Source organism: Endozoicomonas sp. ALB032, assembly GCF_049310125.1.
Taxonomy (GTDB): domain Bacteria; phylum Pseudomonadota; class Gammaproteobacteria; order Pseudomonadales; family Endozoicomonadaceae; genus Endozoicomonas_A.
The window spans coordinates 5903813-5929630 of record NZ_JBLYNW010000001.1 but is presented as its reverse complement, the minus strand read 5'-3'; the positions used below and the strand labels follow the sequence as shown (position 1 = coordinate 5929630).

Here is a 25818-nt window from a genome sequence, read left to right as displayed (position 1 = left end):
AGCCGCGCCGGAGTGGTACGGATATCAGGAAGTATTGGCAATGTTGGGGTGGCTGGGATGAACGGTATTTTTTTGCCGCGTTAGCGGCTTGGTTCAACAATTGCATCCAGGGGACGCCTACGGCGCCCCTGACGCAGGCGTTATGTTGCAGCAGGCAAGCTCATCACAAGTTTCAGGGAACTATTTCTTGCGATAGTTATCAAATATGATAACCTTTGTGTATGAAGTGGCGAATCACGTTTTACAGCAAGAAGATAGAGGAAGAGACACTGAGCTTTCCTGAAGGAATCTTGGCTAACTTCATCCATATAGCTGAAATGATTGAAGAATATGGTCCTGCACTCGGTAAACCATACACAGCTCCGATGGGTGATGGTCTCTTCGAAATTAGAGCAAAAGGCAAAGAAGGCATAGGTCGTTCTCTGTTTTGTCAGATAAAGGGGCAAGAGGTAGTCATCCTCAACTCCTTCATTAAGAAAACTCAGAAAACATCCAAGAAAGAGCTGGATCTTGCCAAAAAGAGGATGAAGGAGGTCAAAAAATGACAAGACCAACATTTTCTGATTTTAAGAAGAAGGCTCTCAAAAATCCAAATGTGAGAGCAGAGTACGAAGAGTTAGAGCTTGCCTATCAATTACGGAAACAGCTTATAGCACTTCGTAAAGAAGCAGGGTTAACCCAAGAAGAAATGGCGGAAATTTTGCATACGCAAAAGAGTAATATATCCCGCTTGGAGAATGTTAATTCAAAAACTTCTCCAAAATTGTCAACCATCGAAGATTATGCAAAAGCAATTGGGTACAAAGTAAAAATTAGTTTTGTCCCACAAGCTGCAACATAACGAATAAGGATAGATTGCGCCCAGCCGCAATCTTATCCTGTTGTTGCACAAGCCCAGGTTGAATTCTGGTAAGAAAGGTCTATTGAAGTTTACTTATCTGGCGGACCTTGAATCAAAACGTTTTTTCTGAACGCTATTTATTCAGGATGAGTGTCTCCAGACCACTGCATTACGGTAGTCTTGGATATGTCGGATCTGTCTGGCTGAGCTTACATTTTCTCCTTGCTTGTGAATGGCGGTGTTTGTTGATGTGACAATAGCTCAGGTCGGTTTCAGGAAACTGAACGCAATGTGTTTCATAGACTCACCGCAACGCCTGCATGTGAATTTCGGGCGAATGACGGGTTCGACTGCTTTCACCATCACATTTAAAACCAGTTGCACCAGTGATAATTGTTTTTTTGCGTTACTGTGTAAAAATCCGTAATCCCGCGATCGTCGAAGTCGCCTGGGTAATACATGTTTCAGTACCAGCCACAGGAAGTCTTCTCCTGGCAGGGTTCGCTTCTCCTTTTTGCCTGTTTCACTGTTGAGGTAAGAAAAGGTCACCTTTCCTCGTTTGCTGGTCAGGATGTTGTTGTCACTGATCACGCCTCGGTACAGATAGCGGGATAGATATTCAAGTGCTGGTAATCCTTTGCCTACCCGTTTGCAATTGACGACCCACTCATTGGGCAGCCTTGTTTTCAGGCTCGGAGATAGTAGTCCCTGTTCGTCCAGGGCGCGAAGGAGTTTGGCTCGAAAGACCATGGCCAGGTTCTTGCCATTGAACAAATAGTTGCCTGTGAGTTTGCGCCACTCTTTTCGTCGGGTATTGATGCCGCCACCTGGCACGACAAAGTGTATATGGGGATGGTAATCCAGCCGTCGGCTATGAGTGTGCAGAACGCCGGTCATTCCCAGGTCTGCATCCAGTTTTTTGGAATTGCTGCCAAATTCTTTCAGGGTGTCAGCTGCCGTTCTGAACAGTAAATCGTACACCTGTCGTTGATGTTGCCACGCCAGGTTTCGAAGTTGCGCTGGCAAGGTGAAGGTCACCATAAAGTATTCAACGGGCAGTAGTTTCTGTCTTTGCCGCTGCAGCCACTCGCTGGTATCGGTGTTCTGGCAGCGGTTGCAGTGGCGATGCCCGCAGGACATGGGCTTTTGATCCCGTGTCCCGCAGCCGTTGCATTCCAGCAAGGTCATACCGGCTGCCGACGTTCGACAGTGCTGTATCGCTTGCAGTGCTTTGATATGGCCAGGTAAAAGACATTGACTGTATTTTTCCAGAAACCGATCACCGTATTGCGCTGCTATATGGGAAAGCTTCATTGATCATCTCCTTTCAGCTTGAGTTCATTGATCAGATGATTCATCACTTTCCTGGTATTAAGTTGGGCGGTTTCTGTTAATTGGGTATAGATAGCGGTGGTTTTTGGGCACATGTGCCCGAGCAGTGTCTGAATAGCCCTGAGACTTAAACCCTGTTCAAGAAGGTGCGTGGCAAAGCTGTGTCGTAAACTGTGAGGGCTGACCTTTTTATTAATCCTGCATTCTTCAACCAGCTGTCTCATGGCTTTCTGGGTGCAGGAACGGCTCATGGGCTGAGTCGCCCGGTGCCGTTGCTGTGCGCTCTGGCCTTCAGGAAAAAGAAACTTTGGGTTTCGGTGAGTGGCCCAATAGCGGCGCAGGGCCTTAAGTGTTCGACTGGGAAGATCAACATAGCGATCCTTGCCGCCTTTGCAGTTGCGCAAATGGGCTCTCATGAGTTCGGAATCAATGTCGGCAATGGTCAGGTTCAGGCCTTCGGCCAGCCTTAAGCCCATGCTGTAAAGTGTCAACAGAATGGTGTAATAGCGCAGTTTCCGTGCAGTATTGAGCAGTCGTTCTACCTCTGCAGGCGTCAGGATAACGGGCAGTCGCTTGACGGTCGGTGGTTTGATGATTTCAACAAAGTCCCAGTGTTTGCCCAGAACATGTTTCCAGAAAAACTGCAGGCCATTACGATCGGTTTTGACCGTGCTCCAGGAATGGCTTTCCACCAGGGCGGCAAAATAGGTTTTTAAATCCTCAGGGCTGAGTCTGTCAGGACAACGATCAAAGAAGGTTGCCAGCCGCCGAATTGGTCTGCTGTATAGATCAATGGTTGATTTTCTTTTGCCCTGAAGTTTCAGGGTGGTGATGTGTTTTTGATACAGTTTGTCAAACCGGATTTGCTCAGAACGTTCCATGTTGCTTCCTTATATAAGCCGCGCCGGAGTGGTACGGATATCAGGAAGTATTGGCAATGTTGGGGTGGCTGGGATGAACGGTATTTTTTTGCCGCGTTAGCGGCTTGGTTCAACAATTGCATCCAGGGGACGCCTACGGCGCCCCTGACGCAGGCGTTATGTTGCAGCAGGCAAGCTCATCACAAGTTTCAGGGAACTATTTCTTGCGATAGTTATCAAATATGATAACCTTTGTGTATGAAGTGGCGAATCACGTTTTACAGCAAGAAGATAGAGGAAGAGACACTGAGCTTTCCTGAAGGAATCTTGGCTAACTTCATCCATATAGCTGAAATGATTGAAGAATATGGTCCTGCACTCGGTAAACCATACACAGCTCCGATGGGTGATGGTCTCTTCGAAATTAGAGCAAAAGGCAAAGAAGGCATAGGTCGTTCTCTGTTTTGTCAGATAAAGGGGCAAGAGGTAGTCATCCTCAACTCCTTCATTAAGAAAACTCAGAAAACATCCAAGAAAGAGCTGGATCTTGCCAAAAAGAGGATGAAGGAGGTCAAAAAATGACAAGACCAACATTTTCTGATTTTAAGAAGAAGGCTCTCAAAAATCCAAATGTGAGAGCAGAGTACGAAGAGTTAGAGCTTGCCTATCAATTACGGAAACAGCTTATAGCACTTCGTAAAGAAGCAGGGTTAACCCAAGAAGAAATGGCGGAAATTTTGCATACGCAAAAGAGTAATATATCCCGCTTGGAGAATGTTAATTCAAAAACTTCTCCAAAATTGTCAACCATCGAAGATTATGCAAAAGCAATTGGGTACAAAGTAAAAATTAGTTTTGTCCCACAAGCTGCAACATAACGAATAAGGATAGATTGCGCCCAGCCGCAATCTTATCCTGTTGTTGCACAAGCCCAGGTTGAATTCTGGTAAGAAAGGTCTATTGAAGTTTACTTATCTGGCGGACCTTGAATCAAAACGTTTTTTCTGAACGCTATTTATTCAGGATGAGTGTCTCCAGACCACTGCATTACGGTAGTCTTGGATATGTCGGATCTGTCTGGCTGAGCTTACATTTTCTCCTTGCTTGTGAATGGCGGTGTTTGTTGATGTGACAATAGCTCAGGTCGGTTTCAGGAAACTGAACGCAATGTGTTTCATAGACTCACCGCAACGCCTGCATGTGAATTTCGGGCGAATGACGGGTTCGACTGCTTTCACCATCACATTTAAAACCAGTTGCACCAGTGATAATTGTTTTTTTGCGTTACTGTGTAAAAATCCGTAATCCCGCGATCGTCGAAGTCGCCTGGGTAATACATGTTTCAGTACCAGCCACAGGAAGTCTTCTCCTGGCAGGGTTCGCTTCTCCTTTTTGCCTGTTTCACTGTTGAGGTAAGAAAAGGTCACCTTTCCTCGTTTGCTGGTCAGGATGTTGTTGTCACTGATCACGCCTCGGTACAGATAGCGGGATAGATATTCAAGTGCTGGTAATCCTTTGCCTACCCGTTTGCAATTGACGACCCACTCATTGGGCAGCCTTGTTTTCAGGCTCGGAGATAGTAGTCCCTGTTCGTCCAGGGCGCGAAGGAGTTTGGCTCGAAAGACCATGGCCAGGTTCTTGCCATTGAACAAATAGTTGCCTGTGAGTTTGCGCCACTCTTTTCGTCGGGTATTGATGCCGCCACCTGGCACGACAAAGTGTATATGGGGATGGTAATCCAGCCGTCGGCTATGAGTGTGCAGAACGCCGGTCATTCCCAGGTCTGCATCCAGTTTTTTGGAATTGCTGCCAAATTCTTTCAGGGTGTCAGCTGCCGTTCTGAACAGTAAATCGTACACCTGTCGTTGATGTTGCCACGCCAGGTTTCGAAGTTGCGCTGGCAAGGTGAAGGTCACCATAAAGTATTCAACGGGCAGTAGTTTCTGTCTTTGCCGCTGCAGCCACTCGCTGGTATCGGTGTTCTGGCAGCGGTTGCAGTGGCGATGCCCGCAGGACATGGGCTTTTGATCCCGTGTCCCGCAGCCGTTGCATTCCAGCAAGGTCATACCGGCTGCCGACGTTCGACAGTGCTGTATCGCTTGCAGTGCTTTGATATGGCCAGGTAAAAGACATTGACTGTATTTTTCCAGAAACCGATCACCGTATTGCGCTGCTATATGGGAAAGCTTCATTGATCATCTCCTTTCAGCTTGAGTTCATTGATCAGATGATTCATCACTTTCCTGGTATTAAGTTGGGCGGTTTCTGTTAATTGGGTATAGATAGCGGTGGTTTTTGGGCACATGTGCCCGAGCATGAGTTCGGAATCAATGTCGGCAATGGTCAGGTTCAGGCCTTCGGCCAGCCTTAAGCCCATGCTGTAAAGTGTCAACAGAATGGTGTAATAGCGCAGTTTCCGTGCAGTATTGAGCAGTCGTTCTACCTCTGCAGGCGTCAGGATAACGGGCAGTCGCTTGACGGTCGGTGGTTTGATGATTTCAACAAAGTCCCAGTGTTTGCCCAGAACATGTTTCCAGAAAAACTGCAGGCCATTACGATCGGTTTTGACCGTGCTCCAGGAATGGCTTTCCACCAGGGCGGCAAAATAGGTTTTTAAATCCTCAGGGCTGAGTCTGTCAGGACAACGATCAAAGAAGGTTGCCAGCCGCCGAATTGGTCTGCTGTATAGATCAATGGTTGATTTTCTTTTGCCCTGAAGTTTCAGTGTGGTGATGTGTTTTTGATACAGTTTGTCAAACCGGATTTGCTCAGAACGTTCCATGTTGCTTCCTTATATAAGCCGCGCCGGAGTGGTGCGGATATCAGGAAGTATTGGCAATGTTGGGGTGGCTGGGATGAACGGTATTTTTTTGCCGCGTTAGCGGCTTGGTTCAACAAAGCAATCAAGTTCGTCCCGGCCTTCGGCCTCCACCTGACCTCGCCTGTGGCTCAGCGGCTTATTGCGGCGTTATGCCTCAAATCACAAAAACAAATAAGCATGTCTCGACGTGAGGATGTAGATCAGCTGATCTAGCTCGCTAAGCAAAATCGTAGCTATTGCTAACCCCAGAGCCGAAGCAGAAAGAGTTAGATTTAAAATCATTTTTAGATCTTTTTCTATCATTAAAAGTACATCTGAAATTTCGATTGAAAGCGAACTCATTTTTACAATGTAATTAATATTTTCTCCTATAAGAATTGTTGCTTTTCTAATTAACTCAGGTGAATTTGCTACTGTAACACCTGCTAAATATCCAATAGATCCACCGAGGGCGGCTAATAAAGCATTTGCTGTTGTAATTGTGTTGTAATAACTATCACTTCGATTTATTAAAGTGGGCAAAAATAAGCAGGCGAAAGCAAGACCTACGTACTGCTTATAATCAGTTAGTTTTGATGTGAAGTTCTCAATCACTCCAATATCGTAAAATTCATTGTTAGCAGAGACGTTAATAGAATTTATAGTTATCAGAATACTGAATAAATAAATTTTTAGCTGTGTCTTCATACCAACTTTCAACCTTCGAAAATATATCGAAGTATAGGCATAACAAAAATTTCCAGGGGACTGCGCCTGCGGCGCATGCCCAGAACATGTTTCCAGAAAAACTGCAGGCCATTACGATCGGTTTTGACTGTGCTCCAGGAGTGGCTTTCCACCAGGGCGGCAAAATAGGTTTTTAAATCCTCAGGGCTGAGTCTGTCAGGACAACGATCAAAGAAGGTTTCCAGCCGCCCAATTGGCCTGCTGTATAGATCAATGGTTGATTTTCTTTTGCCCTGAAGTTTCAGGGTGGTGATGTGTTTTTGATACAGTTTGTCAAACCGGATTTGCTCAGAACGTTCCATGCTGCTTCCTTATATAAGCCGCGCCGGAGTGGTACGGATATCAGGAAGTATTGGCAATGTTGGGGTGGCTGGGATGAACGGTATTTTTTTGCCGCGTTAGCGGCTATTGGTAATGTTTTAAGCTGCCCTCAAAAAATCGTTTCATTGTATACCCTTCTGGAGGAGACACTTGATTCTCGCCTTGTGGGTATATATTAATAATCAAGTCTGTTTCATTAGCAGATTCTGTAAATACCAAATCATCTGTTAAATAGTTCTCAGTATTAGCAGTTAATTGTAATAAAGGAATTTGTATTGCTTGGCTGCCTGCGAGCCCTGTCAAAATATTCTGATCAAGATAATTCAAAAAATCACTCGAGAAAAATAATATAAGTGGATGAACTCCTGGGATTTGACAGCCAGATTGATAAAGCAGGTTGTCTTGATTTAGATGAGAAAAAACCACTTGCCAATCCATCATGTCAATAGCTGGCGTTCTTAACAATAAACTAGGTGCGTTAGCGAATGATAAAGTAAAATTCTTAGAATATTCGCGTTCAGCAGTCATACTCATAATTCCTGTCCTGTACAAAGAACGCGAAAAATTCTCTAGAGCTGTAAAGAAGGAATGTGTCCCCAGCCTGCCCCTTACTGTATCTGATAGTAATGATCTGACAATAATTTTATCGGGGACTATATTTCTAGTCCTAGATGCTTGATGATTATATTTGGCTGTGATTTCAAGTACTGGTATTTTGTCAGATTTAATGATTATTCTTTCAAATGCTGCTTCAGGTTTTAGTACAATAAAAAGCAGTAAGGTTAATGTGCAAAGCCTAAAATATTTCATTTCGTTTTGAAAACGCCATAACAAGAAGTAGGTTTTAATATAGTTCATACTTAAATAGCTGCCATATTAGTTATAAAGTAATTCTCGTTCAGAATAACCGCCGCATAACGAATAAGGACAGATTGCGCGCATATTCGCTACTCCTGAAATAATGTTGAAGTGGTTGTAGTATTCCACAGCTCTAACACTTTACACGCCTTGAGACGTGTAAATGTTAATTTTTACTAACTGTGTAGGCTCAGGCAGACAGTGAACTGAATATTCCTTTAAGTATTATATTAAACGAATTTCAAAGGCGAAGTTTGCGAACAGCATCGATCATGTTTATATCTTGAACAAGTAAACGACAGTGGAAGTCAGGGGTGCCAAGGGATTTAGTTCTGCTTTTTTTATACTCTCGCAAACATTTTTAGCTATGAATTTATGTAATCAGTTATATACCTTTACAAGCTCTGGTACTAAAGGGGAATATTTTTTCCTTGCCAACTTACACGACCCTAGATCGTATAAGTAGCGGGATCTGCTGGTAGTATTCACGTACTCAGAGTGTAAGTATTGGCATGAAGTGATAGCTTCGTTTATCTTATGCCTAAACTCAGAGTTCAATTCGTAGTAGATAAGCTTATGAAAACCGCTCGGGTATTTGCTTTACTTGCCAGCTTATCGACTGCTACAGACAGTTTCGCTGTACAGTTTCAAGATGAGGAGCAGACAATAAGTTGGGCGAAAACCCTATCAATTTGGGGACTCTATACTGGCATATTTTGTCACTGTTATCTTGCTACAGACGGGCTCGATGAACAACATAGAGGAATAAATATTGGTTTTCTCTACACTCCTGTAACTCTTGGAACAATTGGCTACAACATCGGGTGTCTAATAGACTACCTTGCTGAATAGAGAGTAATAAAAAAACGGTAATCTTCACAAAGAACAATGAACGACAAGCAAGCATGTTGGAAAAGAAGCGATTCTAAAGCAAAGTACTTCCTAACTGGTTAACGCAGATAACGAATAAGGATAGATTGTGCCCAGCCGCAATCTTATCCTGTTGTTGCACAAGCCCGGGTTGAATTCTGGTAAGGAAGGTCTACTGAAGTTTACTTTTCTGGCGGACCTTGAATCAAAACGTTTTTTCTGAACGCTATTTATTCAGGATGAGTGTCTCCAGACCACTGCATTACGGTAGTCTTGGATATGTCGGATCTGGGAAGTCTTCTCCTGTGTCAACAGAATGGTGTAATCGGGCAGTTTCCGTGCAGTGTTGAGCAGTCGTTCTACCTCTGCAGGCGTCAGGATAACAGGCAGTCGCTTGACGGTCGGTGGTTTGATGATTTCAACAAAGTCCCAGTGTTTGCCCAGAACATGTTTCCAGAAAAACTGCAGGCCATTACGATCGGTTTTGACCGTGCTCCAGGAATGGCTTTCCACCAGGGCGGCAAAACAGGTTTTTAAATCCTCAGGGCTGAGTCTGTCAGGACAACGATCAAAGAAGGTTGCCAGCCGCCGAATTGGCCTGCTGTATAGATCAATGGTTGACTTTCTTTTGCCCTGAAGCTTCAGGGTGGTGATGTGTTTTTGATACAGTTTGTCAAACCGGATTTGCTCAGAACGTTCCATGTTGCTTCCTTATATAAGCCCCGCCGGAGTGGTGCGGATATCAGGAAGTATTGGCAATGTTGGGGTGGCTGGGATGAACGGTATTTTTTTGCCGCGTTAGCGGCTTGGTTCAACAAGAGCATCCATCGGCGCCAGCGGCACAGCCCCTGATTTTAGCGTTATGTGCTTCTGGTAAACCTATAGCTGATCAAAATATTTCAGTGGGTTATAATCAGTTGAGCTATTGAACTCAGGATTAATAAATGCCTACTATATCAATGTTTTATGGTCTGATTGTTCGAATGTATTACTTCGATAATCAGAAACACAATATGCCTCACATTCATGTTTTTTATCAGAATTTTGAGGCAATTATCGAAATTCCTACAGGCAAAATACTTGAAGGAAATCTCCCTAAGAACAAGCAAAAACTTGTTGATGCCTGGATAGAAATTCATAAAGAAAGTCTCATGGCTAACTGGGATTTAGCAATAAATGGAGACTCAGTATTCAAAATTGATCCCTTAAAATAGGTGTAAATATGAATCCTGCGGTGAAATCAGTACAAGCTTTAGAGAATTACAAACTCCATATTGAGTTTGAGAATGATGAAGTCAAAGAGTTTGACGTTTCTCCATACTTGGAAAAAGGTATTTTTGTAGAACTTAAAGATATTAATTACTTTAAGCAGGTAAGAGTTTCATTTGGTTCTATAGAATGGCCCAATGAGCAAGACTTCAGCAAAGATACTCTGTATCTTCTTAGCGTAACAATTCAGCCTTCCTCTCAAAGGCATTAATCGGCCACGCACATAACGAATAAGGATAGATTGCGCTCAGCCGCAATCTTATCCTGTTGTTGCACAAGCCCGGGTTGAATTCTGGTAAGGAAGGTCTACTGAAGTTTACTTTTCTGGCGGACCTTGAATCAAAACGTTTTTTCTGAACGCTATTTATTCAGGATGAGTGTCTCTAGACCACTGCATTACGGAAGTCTTGGATATGTCGGATCTGGGAAGTCTTCTCCTGTGTCAACAGAATGGTGTAATAGCGAAGTTTCCGTGCAGTATTGAGCAGTCGTTCTACCTCTGCAGGCGTCAGGATAACAGGCAGTCGCTTGACGGTCGGTGGTTTGATGATTTCAACAAAGTCCCAGTGTTTGCCCAGAACATGTTTCCAGAAAAACTGCAGGCCATTACGATCGGTTTTGACCGTGCTCCAATGGCTTTCCACCAGGGCGGCAAAACAGGTTTTTAAATCCTCAGGGCTGAGTCTGTCAGGACAACGATCAAAGAAGGTTGCCATCTGCTAACTATATTCGAGACACCCACGGGTATTGTCAGCTTCGCCAGTAAAACTCGTGGTGAAATACACCAAAGGTTCGATCAGCAAGAGAAACGTTTTGACTGTCAAGAAAGAGAGATTGCTGCACTGAAAGCAGACAGTGTAAGTACTCAGCCATACAGAATCGAATATTTCTGGCTTATTTGGCAGGTGCTCTGCAAGGCGCGACGACGGGAACATAGCAAGCTATGTGACCAGAATTGCAACGCAGTCAGAGTGCCTGAACAATAAGTCAGAAAATATGATTTCGTATGGTTGAGTACTTAGTGTTGAAAGCTGACAATGCGGAAATCAAAGAAGCCTTAAAGATCATTCTGTCCAGGGTTCCTGGGTAACCGCCGCATAACAGGCAAGTGAACGAGATAAGCTCGTTAAGCAAGAAGTTATGTGCCATAGGAAACGAGAGCAATCAATATGAACCGCCACTTCAGGTTAGTATTCAAAATCATGTTCGGTGTCTTGGCACTGGCTTTGATCCTGGGTGTTTTGATTTCAATAGTTGCACCATACTTTTTCTCGGTAGACGAAGTATATAATTGTCTGGATACAGGTGGTAGCTTTAATTACGATACATGTGTCTGTGATTATGAAAATAACCACCAGTTCAAGGCAGATCATCAATGCAAGTAACCATACAAAGACGGTTATCCGGGGCAATTTACTTCCTGTTAATCTCAGGGGCACTACGAGTAAATGGATTTGCGAGTTAGAACGACGTAGGAACTAAAGTCGAGTCATTGATCGGTTAACCGTTAACTCAAGAAGATTTATCTGTCTAGTGGTGAACAACTGGACAGAAAGATGAAAAATGATACTGTTAAGATATAAATGATTCGAATTTTAATAGATGGTGGTGTTTCAGGTTTTTGTGAAAGGAAAATACCTGAGGTCGCTCTCAATAAAGTATCAGTATGAACCTGGAAGGGGATATTTTCTTTGCAATTACCTTCTCTACAGGATACTCAGGCGCAGTCAAATTAATACACAAGGTAAACATGGATATTTCAGGAAAAAAACGATCTTCAATTAATACAATAGATGAATCTCTATCTGATAAAAAACTGAAAAACGGGTGTGATGAGAAGCCCAAGGAAAAAGTAATTCCTGATAAAAAGGCTGAACCAGATTATGGATTAGCACTGAAAGACAGGAAGATTAACGAAATATTTTCACTTGCTAGAGAAAAAAATAAAACTCTTTGTATTACACCAGAAAATCTATCTGAAAGAGGAGTAGTTATAGGCAATGAAGATGATCAGGAGTTAATGTTGAAAGTTGCAAATCTGATTTTCATGGCAATGAATAATACAGATAATCCTTTGTATACATATTCATCAGGAGGGAATACAGTAACAGCCAGAGATGAAGCTCATAGGATAAAGTCTCAGAACTCACTAGAATCTTATGATGAATTAGATCTTTTTATTATGCTTCATTCTGATGGAAAAAGACTAGATACAATGACATTAGTTTGCCATGAAGAACTTAATAGCACCTTTGAAAAGTATGGTGTTGTAATTCTAAATGGACTGAATCCAGATAAACATTCTACTTTAATGCTTGGCTGTGGTCATAAGAATGATCATTATAATCATTACGGTGTAGATACTTTAGATATAAGGGCACGTATTAAACCAGATGTTTTGTTACAATGGGGAGATAAAAGAGCAACTGAATATCTTAGTAGTCTCAATAAATATAAAGAAATTGTTGATGAAGGGCCTTTGTTTTTATTTATGAAATACTCTGATGAATATTTTTCAGCAGTAAGGTCATGTTTGGTTGCAAATGGTAAATTACGACTGCCAAGCTCTAACCTCGATGAAAGTAAAATTCCATTAGACTTTATAAAAGAAGATGTTTCGAAGAGAAATGATTTTGGTTCACGTCATTTTTGTACTACCTATATTTACTCCCCTCGTTGATAACGTCTAGCAAGTGATTAGGCTGCCAGCAGCTGATTATTTGCTGCTTGGGGGAAACAGTGAACCTCGACTCTGACCATTTAATATGAGTTCGTTGTTTAATATTTTGTTATGAAGTTTAACATTCTTGAGATTAATGCTAATGTCATCGGGAGGAGCGGATAACAGAGCCTTCCAGCTGACCCTACCCCTCCGTTTTGATTCATATACCTGGAATAACAGAACCTTGATATCTGACAGCAGTCCGATATGAAGTTGTTAAAGAAAATGACTCCTCTGCTTATAAAATACAAAGATCGTTATTCATCCGATGAATTTTCAAGGTTCTCAATCTACAGGTACTCATGTGAAGAGAAAGCTGCCCCATAATTTGATGTTATACTTTTTTCAATATTAGTTTTCGGTAATTTGTAATTTATCCATGTTAGGTTCACGCGAACGGTTCACTATTTTAAAGATTAAAATGGAAACGTGACGGAGTTCTTCGTTACCGGCATGAAGTAGGTAAAATAGGAACTGCCTTAGAGAATCAAGAGACAAGTTCGTGTCAAAGCCTCTTTCCTGGTCAATTCCATGAATTTGTACGACTGGCAAGGCAGCGAATGTATTCTGCAAAATGTTTATGTGCAACATAATAAATGGGTTGTCTTCTGTATAAAATGCAATAAATACTTGATTGTTTTGTAAGACTGCATTCATCAAAGTATCTAAAGAGTTATCAAAAACGGGTTGTTCTGATGTAATATCCGGAGGCCAAATACCACAAAAACCGAGCTCTTCACAGAGTTTGGCCAATCTCTGATTATTAGTAAGTTGCCTGTTTCTGGAAAGATTGGCCCAAGTCAGAGCAAAACGCCTTAATAAAAAATAACTGGAATCACTAATGAAATTTAGCTCAGTATGTTTTCGCTGGTTCACTCCAAAATCTTTTAGCAGTACTTCAAGTGTATTTCTTAGTTTAACGATTGGCGTTTGCAAATGGTCTGTTGTCATAAGCTGACCGGACCCGCTGTATCGGGTAGTCTCATCAGGGGGTGGATTTGAAGTAGTAGAGGCTAAAGCCATTTGTTGAGTTTGCGGGGCTTCCTGAACTTGCGGGGTTGGTGGGGCTTGTTGGATTGGAAGGATTTGCGGGATTGTTGGCGTTTGCGGGATTGCTGGCATTTGCGGGATTGCTGGCATTTGCGAGATTGTTGGCATTTGCTGGATTGATGGCATTTGCGGGATAGGCGTGATTTGGGGGATTGTTGGCATCTGCGTTTGAACAGATGTTTGGTGGGCCAGAAATGGAATGACTCGCAAAGAATTCAGAGCTGGTAAGCCTGCCCCTTTACAAGAAAAACTAAAATCGCGTGTTTCAATATTGAGTTCTAGATTTCCCATAGGAGAAGCCATTCTATTCTGAACGAACAGGGGGCAGAATGGGTATGTGCATCCATATCGTCCCATTGTAAAACTCATTGGGTAGCAACAATGAGGGCAGTCTATAGCGAGAACTTTAACAGAATAAAGAAGCATGAAAAAAACAACACATTCAATGTACTTTAGCTTTACAATAGTATCCATAAAAATGAGGCTCTGTGATTAGTATTTGCATATATTAGCACTTGAATTTTCACATAAGGGTTATTTTAAGTTTTGTTACTTCAATAGTTGTGAATAACAAAAAAAACCAGAGTTTTTTGCTCTCGCAGTGCCCCTGAGTTACGATGTAAGCGAGTTTTTTCTCTTTTGCCAGTGGTGAGTGACCGCTAATACCTATGTCAGCATTTTGTCCGATCAAAACCATTTCTGAGTAGCTCTTAGCAGATTACGTCCGTAAGTTACGAGCTGCTCAAATAACAGTCGTAGGTGTAGCGATGGGCGTTTGTATCCGATTGCTGTGGGTATTTGATCTGGTACTTTATTTCAGTTTAAAAGCTGCATCAGTATTGTCACCAAGGCTTCAACAGGCAAAGTTCAGGATTAATAAAAAGTACAGAAGCAATGATTGCAGGTTATGTGTTTCAATCAACATTATCCCTGACATTGGGGTTCCCACCACTTGATAAGTATCTGTCCTTATGTGTATTGTCGCTGAGACGGACAACAAAACTGATGATTATCAGCAGGAAGATTGTAAGTACTCAGCCATATGGAATCGAATATTTCCGGCTTATTGGGCAGGTGCTCTGCAAGGCGCAACGACGGGAACATAGCAAGCTATGTGACCAGAGTTGCAACGCAGTCAGAGTGCCTGAACAATAAGTCAGAAAATATGATTTCGTATGGTTGAATACTTATGCTGATCGCTCAATTGAAATCTGATTAGGCTCTACAAATGGTCAATATTCCTAACTATTTTGTTAGAAAAGGAACGAATCTGGAATGCAGCCATCTAACTATTCATTAAACCGGAGTTACGCAGATGAATTCTATGTGGAAAGTCGAATAAAGTCAGGATATTTGTCTAACTAAATTCCGAATCTGAAAATTATTGTTTTTAAGTCTTGGAGTACATAGTGGATAAACCGAGTTGTAGCTCTTCTTCCTCTCCTTACTATGGAGCACAAGAGCCTTATATCGTTGATCGCCCTGATGAGTCTAAATATCCTGATGATTCTAAATGTTTTGGAATGAAAATAGATGCAAAAACGACAAAAGTTAAGAAAAGAAAAGTAACAGAACAAGATAGACAAAAATATATTGAAGAAAGAAAAATAAAAAATAGAGTAGCAGCCGCATTGTCAAGAGGAAAGAAGGAAAAATACCTGGAAGGCTTGGAAAAAGAAGTTAAGACATTAACTCAAGAACTTAAAGAAAAGAATCAAAAAATACAATTATTATCTTGTGAATTGGAGGAGAAACATAAAAAAATTAATAGCCTTGAAGAAGAGTTAAAAAAGACTAGAGAAGAAAAGGAATATTTCAAAAATAACCTTTTTACATCTGCAAAAAATAAATAGAAAGTAAAATCAAAACCTTCTAACTGGTTTTCCTTTTGAAGGCGGCTCATAAGCTGGCTTTATGTTCTAATCAAATTCTGTGTTTCTATTTTGAGCCCAAGGCTGGGTGAATCGCGATATTGCCTCATCTAAGCCATATCGCTGGATCATATTGGAAAAAATAAAACCTATGGAAAAAGCACCAAACGCTGCTCCAAAAGTTGCCCCCAGAGTCCAACCAATTGATATTCCACTATCCAAAGTGCTGAGGGCAGCTGACATCTCAGATGATGTAGCAACAATAGATATTCCATAATCAGTGGCATGAATACCAAAACTATCTGAGGGCAATGAATTAAGAACATTAGCATCTTGAAGGAAACAGGCTCCTAAACCACCAAAAAAGCTACCCAATACTGCACCAGATAGTGTTACCGGTAAATTGTATGCTATTGCGGCCATCATCACTCGTGGAGTCAGTACATGACTAATGGGCACATCCCTCAGCACTAATAAGCGCCCTTCCTTTTTAAACACTTCTATGGCTGAACTTATGGGAACATATAGGGTATTTACTATGATCATTATTGCTAAAATGCATTTTAAATAAGTTTTCATATAAGAATTAATTATACTCTTTACCTACAACAAGTCTCAGTTTTAGCATAAAAAGTGCTTTCAGGTGAGGTCTTTGGTGACACCCACTGCAAATTTGAATCAAACGATATACGCTGCAAAATCATTCCTATGTATTTGGACTATTGTTATTCCTAATTTTTGGTTGTAACAGAGAATTTTCATGTGCAGTCGGTCGCTACGTAATTTTGTTCTATTCTCAACGTTGTCAATGCTTTGCATTTTAGGCAAGGCTGATATTCATGATATTTATATAAAGCACGGTTATAAAAATGTTCATTTATTTCATATCGTTCAATTTCCCTTCGTAAATGGTCTCATTGAATATTTAAATGTAATCTCCCACGACCTTTTGGTTCCAATGCTTGACTTTGTGGTTTCAAGTCAAACTGACCTCCGAGATCTGGAAGACTTAATCTATTTAGAAGAAGAACTTGCAACCACTTCCAGTGTTCACTCTGAAATACTTAGATGGCTTAATAAATGGTTGTTTTCTTATTAGTTTTGTTCCAGTCACGCATAATAAGCCCTCCATGAGGCTATAGCTGCGGGGCAGCCTCTGAAGGAGGCTTTATATTTTAAAAAAACAGGTAGATTAACATCGTCAATTGCAGTAACAATCTTGTCAGTTGTTTATGGAATAAATGAGAATATTTTGCATCTAAGCTATTAATAGTAAAATGAAAAGGAGATTGATTATGGATGCAATAAATTTATCTGGAATGAGTACGAATTGTCATTGCAATTCGAGTTTTTTGAAGCAGAAAGATAGCACCGAAAAACAAATCCCGAGCACTACTCGGTTGACTCAAAATAAACCGATCAGTGAATATTCAGTAGCCAAGGATTCAAAAGATTCCTTGTTTGGGGGGGCAAAAAGTGTCAGCTTTCAGGAAGTACTGGATAATTTTGAAAAAGAGCATGGACAATATGGTGATACTAACTTTATTGCCAAAAACTATATCAAGACAGCACACAGAGAAATTGTTTTACCAAATCATGGAGGTTGGCTATTCGCAGAACTTCCATTTGAAACAGCCATGAAAGTATTATTGCCAGGGCACACGCATGATGGTGAGCGAAAAACCCTTCTTCCAGAGTGTGGTCTAACAGCTAAAGATGCAGCAAATAGTTATAAAGTTTGGACTGAACAAGATAAGCATAATAATCCGTTATGCTCAGGGTCTCTAAATTATCATTTAGGAAAAGACCCTGCTGAAAAGCCAATCTTTTTAACAGTAGAGCCCATCGATATTCGTTACGATTATGGAAAAATCATAGACGATCCTAAACTTGCTGAGGGAAGATTAGTTCATCTGGATGGTTTGCATCGTTTGGTGTCATTAGCAATAAAAGATGACCCGAAAAGCACTATTCCTGCTTTTATTGCATGCAAAAAAACAGCAAAGAAAATTGATGGTTTAGGGGTAATTAGCGGAAGTGGTATCGAGAACAACTAATAAAACTTAATCTGACAAAGAATCTCAGAGGACTGCGCTTTCGGCGCAGTCCCTGAGTTCGGAATTATATTCTAAAGCTCATCTTTAAAGGGGGCATCTTTTTTCATTACAGTAAAGGGGTCATCTTTTTTCATTACAGTGCAGCTTTTATAACTCCCCTTTTTATACTCAATCATACCAATAGAATAAGTTTCATTAATTAACGGCTGAATATTTAAATTGTAAGCTGCTGTCAAAACCTTTGTAGGTAAGTCTTTATTATCAAATTCTTTAGAGTCATCTAAATCGGTTAATAGCAGCATTTTTTGTGTGCTGATTTTATCTTTTCGATCAATGGCATCTATATAAAACCATAATTTATAATACTGGTAATCAATTACTTTATTGTTAGCTTTATCAAAAATTTGCAAAGAATATTGCCCGTATTCACCCGAGCGAAATTTTTCAACAATAATACCCTCCGATAAAGGTACGTAAAAAAAATGATCTTGTGAATATTCAAGTTTGGATTGATATGTAAATAATACATTACAAAAAAAGTCAGTTTTATCTTCATGTCCTTGCCATTCTCCCATGAAAGAGGGTTCAGAGGAAAATGCAGAACAGCCAAAAAACAAAAGCGATAGTGCAGATACTTTTTTAGACAACATAATACACAAGCTCGTGTCAGTGAATTGTCAGTCTATATCCTGGAAAAACGAATATAGACATTGAGAGAATATATACGATATTTCGAGGTTGGTCTGTTATGCTTGGATTTTTTTAAACGACACTGGGTTGTTTGAAAGATGGTCTGACCAAGTAAGACAAAAAAGTCTACCTTAGAGTGTTACCAAACCTATGGATGTAGATTACGAAATGCTACTAATGCTTTCATTAGCCGCTTCGTTTTCCATCTCGATAATTACAAACATAGGTTCTATATAGTTATTGACTTTTTTGATTTTGGTTATATAAATTATTTTTATCCAGAAGAAAGGCCCGAGAGCATGAAGCGATTTATCTGGTTAGTGTCAGTCTTGTGTATATTGACACTGCCCCGTACAGTGTGTTCTGGAGATAACAGATTTTCCGATTTACTGCCTTTAACAGCATTCCAGCTCTCTCAAATGCTCCGAGTCTTTATAGAAGGAACATTACCGAGATACCTTTTGAATCTAAAACAGGTTAGAGTATGGTCGTTTAACAGGGATCACTACTCATCCGATGGCAGAGTTGACGAACAGACTGTAGATGGAGTTTTGACTGTGACTGCCAGCTTTCGAACTCCTCTGTTAGATGTTGATGTTGGTCCACAACCCCAGTCCTTAAAATCCTATGCTGTGAGTGCCATCATTAACGCCTCCTTTTTATCTATTTTGCCATTATTGACTGAGTATTTTAGAGTTCATTTTAACCCTGATAAAAATTACTATCTGGGCCGGGCCAATATTGAACGCAGCCAAGGATCAGCAGCGGACGCTGACCCTGACGATTCTGGTGATGAGTTTGATCAGAATCCTGATCTCAGCAATGATGAAGGCGAAGCTGCAGCTGCAGAAATAGATAATGGGGCCAGAGCAATCCGCCGAAAATGTGGATGTTTTGAATGTTCAAATACTGTTTGTGATCCTGTATTCGAATCTCCACAATATTGGCATGCTCATCTGCTCAGTGACAGGGAACAAGGCACTATCACCTATGAAGCCACATTCTATTATTCAGGGTTCCTTAAACCTGTCTCTATTGCAGAGTCGTGTGGAGAACCAGGCTCTAAACAAAAGGATCGAGACGAGTGGCAAAGTGAGGAAGATGACGAAGCCCTGATTACACAGACACGTCAATGTATTGATCTATATGATGAAGGTCTTGATAAAGGGCTGAGTAAGCATCTGTTTTCTAACTCTGACCCCTCATGTCAGGAAATATGTCACCCCTTTTTGATTCATGACTCCCAATAACAGAGAAAGGATTAGCGTAATTGTGTTAGCTGACAGCTAACTCAGTTAATCATGAATTTTTTCAGAACTTGCTTCGATCAGTTAAAGCCTCTTCATCACCATTGATCCAGGCACTTCAGGGCTTTAATGTTAGTTTATATAGGATGGTAGTTTTTTTGAATCTAGTTCCTGTTCTTCAAATCTGATCTGCGCTTCGTATGATTCGTACTCATCTTTAAACATCAGAGTTTGCAGAAAATAACTAAATATTTCTGTGCGATCTGATGATTTTGCTGTTCTTGAGTGGGTTAAAATATCTTTAGAAAAATCATCTAAATTCAACGATGAAATAAAATTTTCGATTTCAGACTCACTCATGTTTTGTATTAAACAACTCCAGGTTGGTGCCAACCTTACTAAACCAGCTCCCCATGCAGTAAAGCCGGTATAACAACATTCTGAATTAAAATAGAAGGCCGAGCCATCAATCAATTCACCAAATACATGCCATATGTTGTCAGCTCGTGGACCTATCCAAACATAAGAAATAACGAATTTTATGTTTTCTATTGCGATACTCACCAGAGGTTTATACTCAATCATTCCAGGCATTGGTACGCCCCTGATATGATCATTGATCTCCTGATCATCATCAAAGTCATCTTCATACTCACTAAACCAATATGTAAAAGCTCTGTAGTCATGCCAACCTTGTTCCTGGTCTTCGCACTCACGCCATAAAGCAGGAGGAATATAGTCAATATTTAAAGCATTAACTTTATCGCACAAATCGTTTTTTATATGCATACTAACGCTTTGATATACCCCAATATTAAGCGCTTCCATTAGAGATAAAAGATCTTTAGCAGAAAGATAACATAGGATTAATACCCTGATTTCATACAGGTTTAATATTCGAAGATCACCTGCATGAACCTTTGTTGTCGCATTTAAAGCTAAAGCTGTTGTAAGAATTACAAATATAAAATATGACCGTATATTAATAAGCATTATCATTATCCTTATTGAATTGAGCTTTCGAGTATAGCCTCCTAGTTAAGTGACTGGAGTAAATTCCACTCTGAAAGTCTTCAACCGACGCACCTGAGGGGCTCGGCTTGCCCTTTCGTTATGCTCTGGCATTGAAACTTCAGCTGAATAATACACTCTGATGATTTGGAATGGGTTGATCTATAATTGTTTCGTCAAACTTTAGGTTTAGTACCTTATTAGATACGTGGGTCTGTTTTATGAAAAAGCTAATTTCATGTCTATTCATTTCCGCCTTTCTTCTTACCGGTTGCAGTTCGAACAGCCCGGAAGAACAAGATTTCCAACCTTTGGTTGGATCTGATCGGGACGAGCACGGGTGCATTGGTTCTGCCGGCTATCTTTGGTGTAAGCGCACAAACAGCTGTGAGAGACCCTGGGAGCTCGCAAAAAAAGCTGGATTTGAAAACTCGGAAAAGGGCTTTTCAAACTATTGCAAACAGCCGCAAAATCAATAAATCTGAACTTGTCCGGAAATACCTGCGTTTTTCAAGATTAAGAGATACGCCACGAATAATGGTAACGTCCAGACACTCCGGCAGGTAGACCAATCTGCTGATGGTCCACCGACTTCGCCAATGAAGAGCAGAGTCAGACACTGACCAGGCAATCGAAGCTTGGCTGCGGGCCTGTCTGGGACAAATATCCTAACACAACCGGCACCCATGGTTAGTATTATTGACTTGAGGAGGATGCAAACTTTTCCTGGCTCGACAAGTGCCATTGACACAATGCCCTATGAACAATCTCCATAGGTATAAACTCCTGCTCAAGTCTCCCTTTTTCGTGGAGCCTGAGAGCTGTCAGGAATTTCTGTTCTTCATCCTTCAGTGCTGTAGAGTCTTCATTTACCGATGGGTTTGGCTCTGCAACTGCTTTATTTTCCTCGTACTGATTGAACAGCGCCTGATTCATTAAAATTGCCGAAAGCTCTGGATGATATTTGCGTGCCCTGGCCAGCATGGTCAGTCCCCAGGTGTCCATATCACCCCAGTAAGCCAGGGCTTTCGACGATAGCCAGGCAGCTTGCATCCATGACAGGTTAAGCCCTGCGCCCAGAATGGCAATGGTATTGGACAGTGCAGGTAACAGGTGCAGGCATTGTTCGTTTTCCACAATCAGGATATTGTCGGCCGGTAAAGGGGTGGTGACGAGTTCCTGATCTCTGACCCTCAGCTGTTTGAAAGGCAACAGTGCCCCATCAAGGTCTGCGATTAATAACCAATGGTGACTGTCGTCCGGAGCGTCAAGAAACTCCTCAAGCCCCAGTCTGCTTGCCAACCCATCAAACCGGATGTCCAGCAGTTGCCGGATCAGCAGGTGATTGCGCTCGAAAAATTTGGTGTCGGTATTGGCCACCCCGAGAGAGCGCAGTGGCACGCCCTGGGCAAAACCAGGTGTGAGGATCATGGCCAACCTGGCGGCTTTGATCACTTCGTCTGCCGGTTTGGCCAGCCAGCGTTTCTGGCGTACGAAGTATGGATGAAAAATCGGGTCTACCTGACTGATGATGGTCAGTAGTTGTTGATATTCATGTTTGCTGTTTTTACAACCACTTGCTTCAATCCATTCACTGGGTTTTGACAGCACCCAGTAGGCAGGAACCTCAATAGAGGCGGCAGCTCCCCGATAGTTAACCGGAGTCCACACTACTTCACCGATGTTTATTTGCCGCCATTGCTGGAAGTGCTGCCTGATTTTGTCCGGCTGCTGGTTGATGACCTGCGATGTTGGCCTGCCAATTCTGATTTTCAGGGGCCAGCTGTCCGCCATCAGCAGGCGTGTTTCCCTGATGTTGGCGTTATTCCACTGTCTGGTCAGCTCCCGAGCTATGTCATCTGTTGATTTCATGATTGGCTGGCTCATCTGTAGCAACAGGTGATTGGCTTGCGATCAGGCTTTTTTTGTTGGCGTGTTGTGCAAGGGTTTCCCAACGCATGGGCGTCAGCGTGGCTTTCATCCCTTTACGGTGAACCAGAATGGCTGATCGGGTATGTGCCCGTAGCAGGCGGATCTCTTTATTGGGTGTGACAAACAGTGGGTGAAGACCAAACTCATTGAGGGCAGAGATTATTCTGCCTGCCACTGCCTGGGAGCTTTTGGAGAAAGCTTCATCAAGTACAATTGTTCCAAATAATGGGCGAGCCGCACCTGCAGGACAGAGTGCATAGCTCAGGGAAGCGGTCAGAATGTAGCTGGCCAGGATTTCTTTTTCACCGCCACTGCCACTCTGGGAGCCTTTAAGCCGTTCAATAATGGTGTGATCCGTACGGTCGCATACTTCTACCGTGAACTGTAGCCGATAGCGGGGATCAAGCAGTGCCCGGGCCCCCAGAGTTCTACGATTGTCACTGGCCTCCCGCAGTAAACTCACCATGTTCACCAGGGCCTGGTAATGGCTTTCACCATCGTCGTCTTTCAGGGAGGCTGCCCGCAGATGGCGACGGGCCGACTCCAAAGTGCGCAGACTCTCATGGACGACGCGCTGGGGTTTTAACTGAAGATATTGCCCGGGCTTGAAATCCACCCGTTGCAGGGTACGGTTCAAGTCTTCAATGCGCTCTTCCACCTGACTGACTTCGTTATCAATAGCATTCAGCAGCTGTGTGACACCCTGATCAGAGGATTGGTTAAGGTAGTTTTTAAAACGCTTCTGTTTCTCTGGTAACGCTTCTTCGGTCAGAACTTTCAGTCGTTCGAGGTATTGAGGCATATCCATTAGCTCGGTGCCCGCTTCACTGAGGGCGCCGGTATCCTGTTTCTGGGCCTCGTTCATTTGCCGGATCAGTTTTCCTTCGGTGGTTTTTATTGTCTCCTGCAGCTCCTTAATTCGGGTCGTTGACTTGTTCTGGGCGTCTTTTTCCCGGTCGGGCAGGTCGTCAGGGTTAACTGCAGAGAGATCAGGCAGTCGTCTTGGGGCCAGTTCCATTTGCTCATTGGTCAGGCCAGGACCAATGGCCGAAAATGCTTTGCTCTTTTTCTGCTCGGCAGCGTTCAGTTGATTGTCCAGTGCACCCAGTTGTCGCCCTTTCGCATCTATTTGTGCCTGTACTTCCCTCTTTGCTGCTCTGACCTGATCCAGCTCCACTTTGGCTTTGGCGGCATCGGAATCGGGTGCTAACAGGGTGGCCAGCTGTTGCTTAAGATGGCTCAGTTGCTGTTCGTATTCCGGCAGGTTGATCTCTTCAAAGCTAATCTCTGATAGCCTGCTTAATAACTCTAGCTTTTGTTGTATCGCCTGTTTCTGCCCCTCGGCTTCTGTATATTTCTGATTGAAGTGCTTTTCTTCCTGCCGCAGTGTCTGAATTTCTGTCTCCAGACTGGCGAGACGATCGCGGTTGTCAAAGCCGGTCATCCAGTTCTCATGCAGGGAGCGTTGATCCTGCTTTTCATAGCGACCGCCGGAGCCAGACATCAAGCCCTGTTGGGTCATGGCGTGGGGGGTTATTTTTAACTGGTCCGGTGAGTCGACACAATGACGATCAATACTGGCCAGAAGCATTTTTAGTGCTTCCCGGTGAGAGTGGTCTTTAAAGTTGAGTTTGCGGGTAAAACCATCGTCATAAAACCGGGGTTGTGTATCCGGTTTCCTGGCATCCTGCAGTCGCACATGGACCCGGTTATGGCGACTGTTGATCCAGCGAAGTGCCGCTTTCATATGCTCTGAAGGGACCAGAATCCGCTCCCGATGGCTGCCAATGGCACGCTCAATCGCTCCGCGCCACGCTTTTTCTTCAGCCTTGACTTCTACCAGCTCTGCCACAAAAGGCAGGGATTCCTCTTGTAGCTGCAGTGCTTCAGCCAGATCGCTACGAAAGCTCTGCAGTGATCCCTTAATATTGGAGCCGGGTCTGGCTTTAACACTGTCGTATTCCTTACTGGCTTCTGTCAGCTGCTTTTCTCTGGATACCAGCTCAAATCCCAGTTCTTTTACTTCGTTTTCCCGTTGTTCTGCCTTTAACTGCAATTCTTGTTGCTGCTGGTCTATCTGCTGTTGGTTGGCGGTGAGTGCTTTTGCCGACAGGGTGTCATCAAGGTTGAGATTACGGGCCAGTTTCTGGTAATTGTTGGCTCGTTGACGACAATTGTCGGTCAGTCTTTCGTGCTGTTCAATTTCACGGCCTAAGGACTCGATGCTGGCCCCTCCCGCCTTCAGATAGACTTCATTTAACCGGTCTTCCTGATCCTGAAGCTGGTTATGTTGCTTCTGACCCGTTTCAATGGCGCTACGGACATCGGCTATTGATGTGTTCAATGCCTCAATCCTGGCTGTCCAGAGTTGGTGGCCTGCTATAGCAAACCAGATGGGAATAATGCCCGACAGTTCCTGCTGCTCGGATAGCTTAAGTGTCTGCTTCTGATAGTCTTTATTGAGACTCAACAAGGGCTGGAGTGAGCTCTGCTGACGGCGGGCAGTGTTCAGCTCTTCATGGATGATGGCAAGATCATCAAATTCCGTAGCCACTTCACCGGCCCGCACAAACATTGAACGGTCTTCAAGTACCAGCTCCCGGAATATCTCGTCAACGCTGTTCAGTTGTTTCAGACCTGCTGCGCGGTTCAGCAGCGGAAAGGCATTTTTACCCACTTCAAAAAAGCGCTGAATCTTATCCAGGTAAGCTCTTTTACTGTCAAACAGTTTTAGATCGGGCGTACTGCGCTCAAACTGCCTCAGTGCGCGTTTACCGCCTTCGTGCAGTCGGGTCAGCCACTCCTCCAGGGTTTGATCGTTGCGTTGGCTAAATAGCCAGAGTCTTTTCAGGTCTGTGGAAGCATTGCCTGGCACATCAATCCAGAACAGACCGCCAATCTGCACCACCTGATCGCGGTGTTCAAAGCGGGCTGCCAACCCGGTGATGGTCCTACCGGGGCGGGCGATATGGTTATTATCGCCAGAGTTGTTACCGGCACCTGTCACCCCGCGAACGTAGGAGATCAGATCCCGGTCGCTTTCGTGCCCGCCAGTGGAGGCCAGATTGTATTTGGGTTGAGCGACGATCAAGGTCATCAGGGCATCAACCAATGTGGTTTTACCACTGCCTGTTGGGCCAATAATAGCGGTGCCATTCAGGTCAAACGTAGCCTGGTTGTTTCCCTGGAACGGTCCCCAGTTATAGAGGCTCAGTTCCTTCAGAACAAAAGCGGTGTCCGGTTGATCTGTTGCTTGAAAAAGATCAATGCTTTTTGTCGGGCTATTCTTGTTTTTCGGTGGAAGAGCGTCGTCGTGTTGTGAATTGTTAAGGTCACTCAT

Annotated in this window: 25 protein-coding genes; 10 read left to right on the top strand and 15 right to left on the bottom strand. The window is 42.9% G+C overall.

Annotated elements, in window-relative coordinates:
* Positions 1 to 221 precede the first annotated feature (221 nt).
* Both ACO6VG_RS22135 and ACO6VG_RS22130 read left to right on the top strand, forming a co-directional pair.
* Positions 222 to 545 (top strand): type II toxin-antitoxin system RelE/ParE family toxin, encoded by a 324-nt coding sequence (locus ACO6VG_RS22135; RefSeq protein ID WP_422414166.1) that lies wholly within the window; start codon positions 222 to 224, stop codon positions 543 to 545.
* On the top strand, positions 542 to 841 hold the full coding sequence (locus ACO6VG_RS22130) for a helix-turn-helix domain-containing protein (RefSeq protein WP_422475693.1): 300 nt from the start codon (positions 542 to 544) through the stop codon (positions 839 to 841). Before ACO6VG_RS22135 ends, ACO6VG_RS22130 begins: the two co-directional genes overlap by 4 nt.
* A gap of 261 nt (positions 842 to 1102) precedes the next feature.
* On the opposite strand, the gene ACO6VG_RS22125 is transcribed toward ACO6VG_RS22130, so the two are convergent.
* Positions 1103 to 2155: an IS91 family transposase gene (locus tag ACO6VG_RS22125; RefSeq protein WP_422441873.1), complete on the bottom strand. Its 1053-nt coding sequence runs from the start codon at positions 2153 to 2155 to the stop codon at positions 1103 to 1105.
* On the bottom strand, positions 2152 to 3054 hold the full coding sequence (locus ACO6VG_RS22120; protein WP_422475695.1) for a site-specific integrase: 903 nt from the start codon (positions 3052 to 3054) through the stop codon (positions 2152 to 2154). The genes ACO6VG_RS22125 and ACO6VG_RS22120 overlap by 4 nt, the downstream gene beginning before the upstream one ends.
* A gap of 237 nt (positions 3055 to 3291) precedes the next feature.
* Here ACO6VG_RS22120 and ACO6VG_RS22115 point away from each other — a divergent pair, with 237 nt between their 5' ends.
* Together ACO6VG_RS22115 and ACO6VG_RS22110 are read left to right on the top strand one after the other, a co-directional pair.
* On the top strand, positions 3292 to 3615 hold the full coding sequence (locus ACO6VG_RS22115) for a type II toxin-antitoxin system RelE/ParE family toxin (RefSeq protein ID WP_422414166.1): 324 nt from the start codon (positions 3292 to 3294) through the stop codon (positions 3613 to 3615).
* Positions 3612 to 3911 carry a helix-turn-helix domain-containing protein gene (locus ACO6VG_RS22110; RefSeq protein WP_422475693.1) on the top strand — a complete coding sequence of 100 codons (300 nt, stop codon included), beginning with the start codon at positions 3612 to 3614 and terminating at the stop codon, positions 3909 to 3911. The genes ACO6VG_RS22115 and ACO6VG_RS22110 overlap by 4 nt, the downstream gene beginning before the upstream one ends.
* Before the next feature lie 261 nt (positions 3912 to 4172).
* Here the strand turns inward: ACO6VG_RS22110 and ACO6VG_RS22105 are convergent, their stop codons facing one another.
* The 6 genes from ACO6VG_RS22105 to ACO6VG_RS22080 form a co-directional block, all read right to left on the bottom strand.
* Entirely contained in the window at positions 4173 to 5225 is a 1053-nt protein-coding gene (locus ACO6VG_RS22105) for an IS91 family transposase (RefSeq protein WP_422441873.1), read from the bottom strand.
* Positions 5222 to 5815, bottom strand: coding sequence for a tyrosine-type recombinase/integrase (locus ACO6VG_RS22100; protein WP_422475691.1), 594 nt, complete (start codon positions 5813 to 5815; stop codon positions 5222 to 5224). The genes ACO6VG_RS22105 and ACO6VG_RS22100 overlap by 4 nt, the downstream gene beginning before the upstream one ends.
* Positions 5816 to 6013: 198 nt before the next feature.
* Positions 6014 to 6541 carry a hypothetical protein gene (locus ACO6VG_RS22095; protein WP_422134271.1) on the bottom strand — a complete coding sequence of 176 codons (528 nt, stop codon included), beginning with the start codon at positions 6539 to 6541 and terminating at the stop codon, positions 6014 to 6016.
* A gap of 8 nt (positions 6542 to 6549) precedes the next feature.
* Positions 6550 to 6882 (bottom strand): phage integrase N-terminal SAM-like domain-containing protein, encoded by a 333-nt coding sequence (locus ACO6VG_RS22090; protein ID WP_422475689.1) that lies wholly within the window; start codon positions 6880 to 6882, stop codon positions 6550 to 6552.
* A gap of 103 nt (positions 6883 to 6985) precedes the next feature.
* The gene (locus ACO6VG_RS22085; RefSeq protein WP_422134269.1) at positions 6986 to 7759 is read right to left on the bottom strand and encodes a hypothetical protein; all 774 of its coding nucleotides are present in this window, start codon (positions 7757 to 7759) and stop codon (positions 6986 to 6988) included.
* A gap of 1104 nt (positions 7760 to 8863) precedes the next feature.
* Positions 8864 to 9331 (bottom strand): site-specific integrase, encoded by a 468-nt coding sequence (locus ACO6VG_RS22080; RefSeq protein WP_422138324.1) that lies wholly within the window; start codon positions 9329 to 9331, stop codon positions 8864 to 8866.
* Between the two features lie 242 nt (positions 9332 to 9573).
* Between ACO6VG_RS22080 and dhiT the strand changes: the two genes are divergently transcribed.
* Both dhiT and ACO6VG_RS22070 read left to right on the top strand, forming a co-directional pair.
* Positions 9574 to 9843: a type II toxin-antitoxin system toxin DhiT gene (gene dhiT / locus ACO6VG_RS22075; RefSeq protein ID WP_422134267.1), complete on the top strand. Its 270-nt coding sequence runs from the start codon at positions 9574 to 9576 to the stop codon at positions 9841 to 9843.
* 8 nt (positions 9844 to 9851) lie between these two features.
* Positions 9852 to 10109 carry a DUF2442 domain-containing protein gene (locus ACO6VG_RS22070; RefSeq protein ID WP_422134266.1) on the top strand — a complete coding sequence of 86 codons (258 nt, stop codon included), beginning with the start codon at positions 9852 to 9854 and terminating at the stop codon, positions 10107 to 10109.
* A gap of 172 nt (positions 10110 to 10281) precedes the next feature.
* Here ACO6VG_RS22070 and ACO6VG_RS22065 read toward each other — a convergent pair whose 3' ends face one another.
* Entirely contained in the window at positions 10282 to 10614 is a 333-nt protein-coding gene (locus ACO6VG_RS22065; protein WP_422134265.1) for a phage integrase N-terminal SAM-like domain-containing protein, read from the bottom strand.
* 950 nt (positions 10615 to 11564) lie between these two features.
* On the opposite strand from ACO6VG_RS22065, the gene ACO6VG_RS22060 reads away from it, so the two are divergent.
* A complete protein-coding gene (locus ACO6VG_RS22060; protein WP_422134264.1) occupies positions 11565 to 12578 on the top strand; it encodes a hypothetical protein in 1014 nt (337 codons plus the stop codon).
* Between the two features lie 393 nt (positions 12579 to 12971).
* Here the strand turns inward: ACO6VG_RS22060 and ACO6VG_RS22055 are convergent, their stop codons facing one another.
* Positions 12972 to 13973, bottom strand: a complete 1002-nt coding sequence (locus ACO6VG_RS22055; protein WP_422475687.1) for a hypothetical protein — start codon at positions 13971 to 13973, stop codon at positions 12972 to 12974.
* Positions 13974 to 15079: 1106 nt separating this feature from the next.
* Between ACO6VG_RS22055 and ACO6VG_RS22050 the strand changes: the two genes are divergently transcribed.
* Positions 15080 to 15523 carry a hypothetical protein gene (locus tag ACO6VG_RS22050; protein ID WP_422475685.1) on the top strand — a complete coding sequence of 148 codons (444 nt, stop codon included), beginning with the start codon at positions 15080 to 15082 and terminating at the stop codon, positions 15521 to 15523.
* Between the two features lie 66 nt (positions 15524 to 15589).
* On the opposite strand, the gene ACO6VG_RS22045 is transcribed toward ACO6VG_RS22050, so the two are convergent.
* On the bottom strand, positions 15590 to 16120 hold the full coding sequence (locus ACO6VG_RS22045; RefSeq protein WP_422134261.1) for a hypothetical protein: 531 nt from the start codon (positions 16118 to 16120) through the stop codon (positions 15590 to 15592).
* Between the two features lie 716 nt (positions 16121 to 16836).
* Between ACO6VG_RS22045 and ACO6VG_RS22040 the strand changes: the two genes are divergently transcribed.
* Positions 16837 to 17598, top strand: a complete 762-nt coding sequence (locus ACO6VG_RS22040; protein ID WP_422475683.1) for a DUF6309 family protein — start codon at positions 16837 to 16839, stop codon at positions 17596 to 17598.
* A 71-nt stretch (positions 17599 to 17669) separates the two neighbouring features.
* Here ACO6VG_RS22040 and ACO6VG_RS22035 read toward each other — a convergent pair whose 3' ends face one another.
* Entirely contained in the window at positions 17670 to 18248 is a 579-nt protein-coding gene (locus ACO6VG_RS22035; protein ID WP_422475681.1) for a hypothetical protein, read from the bottom strand.
* A 501-nt stretch (positions 18249 to 18749) separates the two neighbouring features.
* Between ACO6VG_RS22035 and ACO6VG_RS22030 the strand changes: the two genes are divergently transcribed.
* Entirely contained in the window at positions 18750 to 19538 is a 789-nt protein-coding gene (locus tag ACO6VG_RS22030; protein ID WP_422475679.1) for a hypothetical protein, read from the top strand.
* Between the two features lie 129 nt (positions 19539 to 19667).
* Here the strand turns inward: ACO6VG_RS22030 and ACO6VG_RS22025 are convergent, their stop codons facing one another.
* From ACO6VG_RS22025 to ACO6VG_RS22015, 3 genes are all read right to left on the bottom strand, one after another.
* Positions 19668 to 20528: a hypothetical protein gene (locus tag ACO6VG_RS22025; RefSeq protein WP_422138315.1), complete on the bottom strand. Its 861-nt coding sequence runs from the start codon at positions 20526 to 20528 to the stop codon at positions 19668 to 19670.
* A gap of 714 nt (positions 20529 to 21242) precedes the next feature.
* Positions 21243 to 22418, bottom strand: coding sequence for a Wadjet anti-phage system protein JetD domain-containing protein (locus ACO6VG_RS22020; protein WP_422475677.1), 1176 nt, complete (start codon positions 22416 to 22418; stop codon positions 21243 to 21245).
* Positions 22402 to 25818 carry an ATP-binding protein gene (locus ACO6VG_RS22015; RefSeq protein ID WP_422475675.1) on the bottom strand — a complete coding sequence of 1139 codons (3417 nt, stop codon included), beginning with the start codon at positions 25816 to 25818 and terminating at the stop codon, positions 22402 to 22404. The genes ACO6VG_RS22020 and ACO6VG_RS22015 overlap by 17 nt, the downstream gene beginning before the upstream one ends.

Bases quoted from the DNA above. Each gene is read 5' to 3' on its own strand.
- ACO6VG_RS22020 (WP_422475677.1), bottom strand. From the start codon at position 22,418: ATGAAATCAACAGATGACATAGCTCGGGAGCTGACCAGACAGTGGAAT.
- ACO6VG_RS22130 (WP_422475693.1), top strand. From the start codon at position 542: ATGACAAGACCAACATTTTCTGATTTTAAGAAGAAGGCTCTCAAAAAT.
- ACO6VG_RS22135 (WP_422414166.1), top strand. From the start codon at position 222: ATGAAGTGGCGAATCACGTTTTACAGCAAGAAGATAGAGGAAGAGACA.
- ACO6VG_RS22040 (WP_422475683.1), top strand. From the start codon at position 16,837: ATGGATGCAATAAATTTATCTGGAATGAGTACGAATTGTCATTGCAAT.
- ACO6VG_RS22110 (WP_422475693.1), top strand. From the start codon at position 3,612: ATGACAAGACCAACATTTTCTGATTTTAAGAAGAAGGCTCTCAAAAAT.
- ACO6VG_RS22035 (WP_422475681.1), bottom strand. From the start codon at position 18,248: ATGTTGTCTAAAAAAGTATCTGCACTATCGCTTTTGTTTTTTGGCTGT.
- ACO6VG_RS22105 (WP_422441873.1), bottom strand. From the start codon at position 5,225: ATGAAGCTTTCCCATATAGCAGCGCAATACGGTGATCGGTTTCTGGAA.
- ACO6VG_RS22115 (WP_422414166.1), top strand. From the start codon at position 3,292: ATGAAGTGGCGAATCACGTTTTACAGCAAGAAGATAGAGGAAGAGACA.
- dhiT (WP_422134267.1), top strand. From the start codon at position 9,574: ATGCCTACTATATCAATGTTTTATGGTCTGATTGTTCGAATGTATTAC.
- ACO6VG_RS22085 (WP_422134269.1), bottom strand. From the start codon at position 7,759: ATGAACTATATTAAAACCTACTTCTTGTTATGGCGTTTTCAAAACGAA.
- ACO6VG_RS22055 (WP_422475687.1), bottom strand. From the start codon at position 13,973: ATGGCTTCTCCTATGGGAAATCTAGAACTCAATATTGAAACACGCGAT.
- ACO6VG_RS22065 (WP_422134265.1), bottom strand. From the start codon at position 10,614: ATGGCAACCTTCTTTGATCGTTGTCCTGACAGACTCAGCCCTGAGGAT.
- ACO6VG_RS22025 (WP_422138315.1), bottom strand. From the start codon at position 20,528: ATGCTTATTAATATACGGTCATATTTTATATTTGTAATTCTTACAACA.
- ACO6VG_RS22095 (WP_422134271.1), bottom strand. From the start codon at position 6,541: ATGAAGACACAGCTAAAAATTTATTTATTCAGTATTCTGATAACTATA.
- ACO6VG_RS22090 (WP_422475689.1), bottom strand. From the start codon at position 6,882: ATGGAACGTTCTGAGCAAATCCGGTTTGACAAACTGTATCAAAAACAC.
- ACO6VG_RS22045 (WP_422134261.1), bottom strand. From the start codon at position 16,120: ATGAAAACTTATTTAAAATGCATTTTAGCAATAATGATCATAGTAAAT.
- ACO6VG_RS22060 (WP_422134264.1), top strand. From the start codon at position 11,565: ATGAACCTGGAAGGGGATATTTTCTTTGCAATTACCTTCTCTACAGGA.
- ACO6VG_RS22125 (WP_422441873.1), bottom strand. From the start codon at position 2,155: ATGAAGCTTTCCCATATAGCAGCGCAATACGGTGATCGGTTTCTGGAA.
- ACO6VG_RS22070 (WP_422134266.1), top strand. From the start codon at position 9,852: ATGAATCCTGCGGTGAAATCAGTACAAGCTTTAGAGAATTACAAACTC.
- ACO6VG_RS22120 (WP_422475695.1), bottom strand. From the start codon at position 3,054: ATGGAACGTTCTGAGCAAATCCGGTTTGACAAACTGTATCAAAAACAC.
- ACO6VG_RS22100 (WP_422475691.1), bottom strand. From the start codon at position 5,815: ATGGAACGTTCTGAGCAAATCCGGTTTGACAAACTGTATCAAAAACAC.
- ACO6VG_RS22015 (WP_422475675.1), bottom strand. From the start codon at position 25,818: ATGAGTGACCTTAACAATTCACAACACGACGACGCTCTTCCACCGAAA.
- ACO6VG_RS22080 (WP_422138324.1), bottom strand. From the start codon at position 9,331: ATGGAACGTTCTGAGCAAATCCGGTTTGACAAACTGTATCAAAAACAC.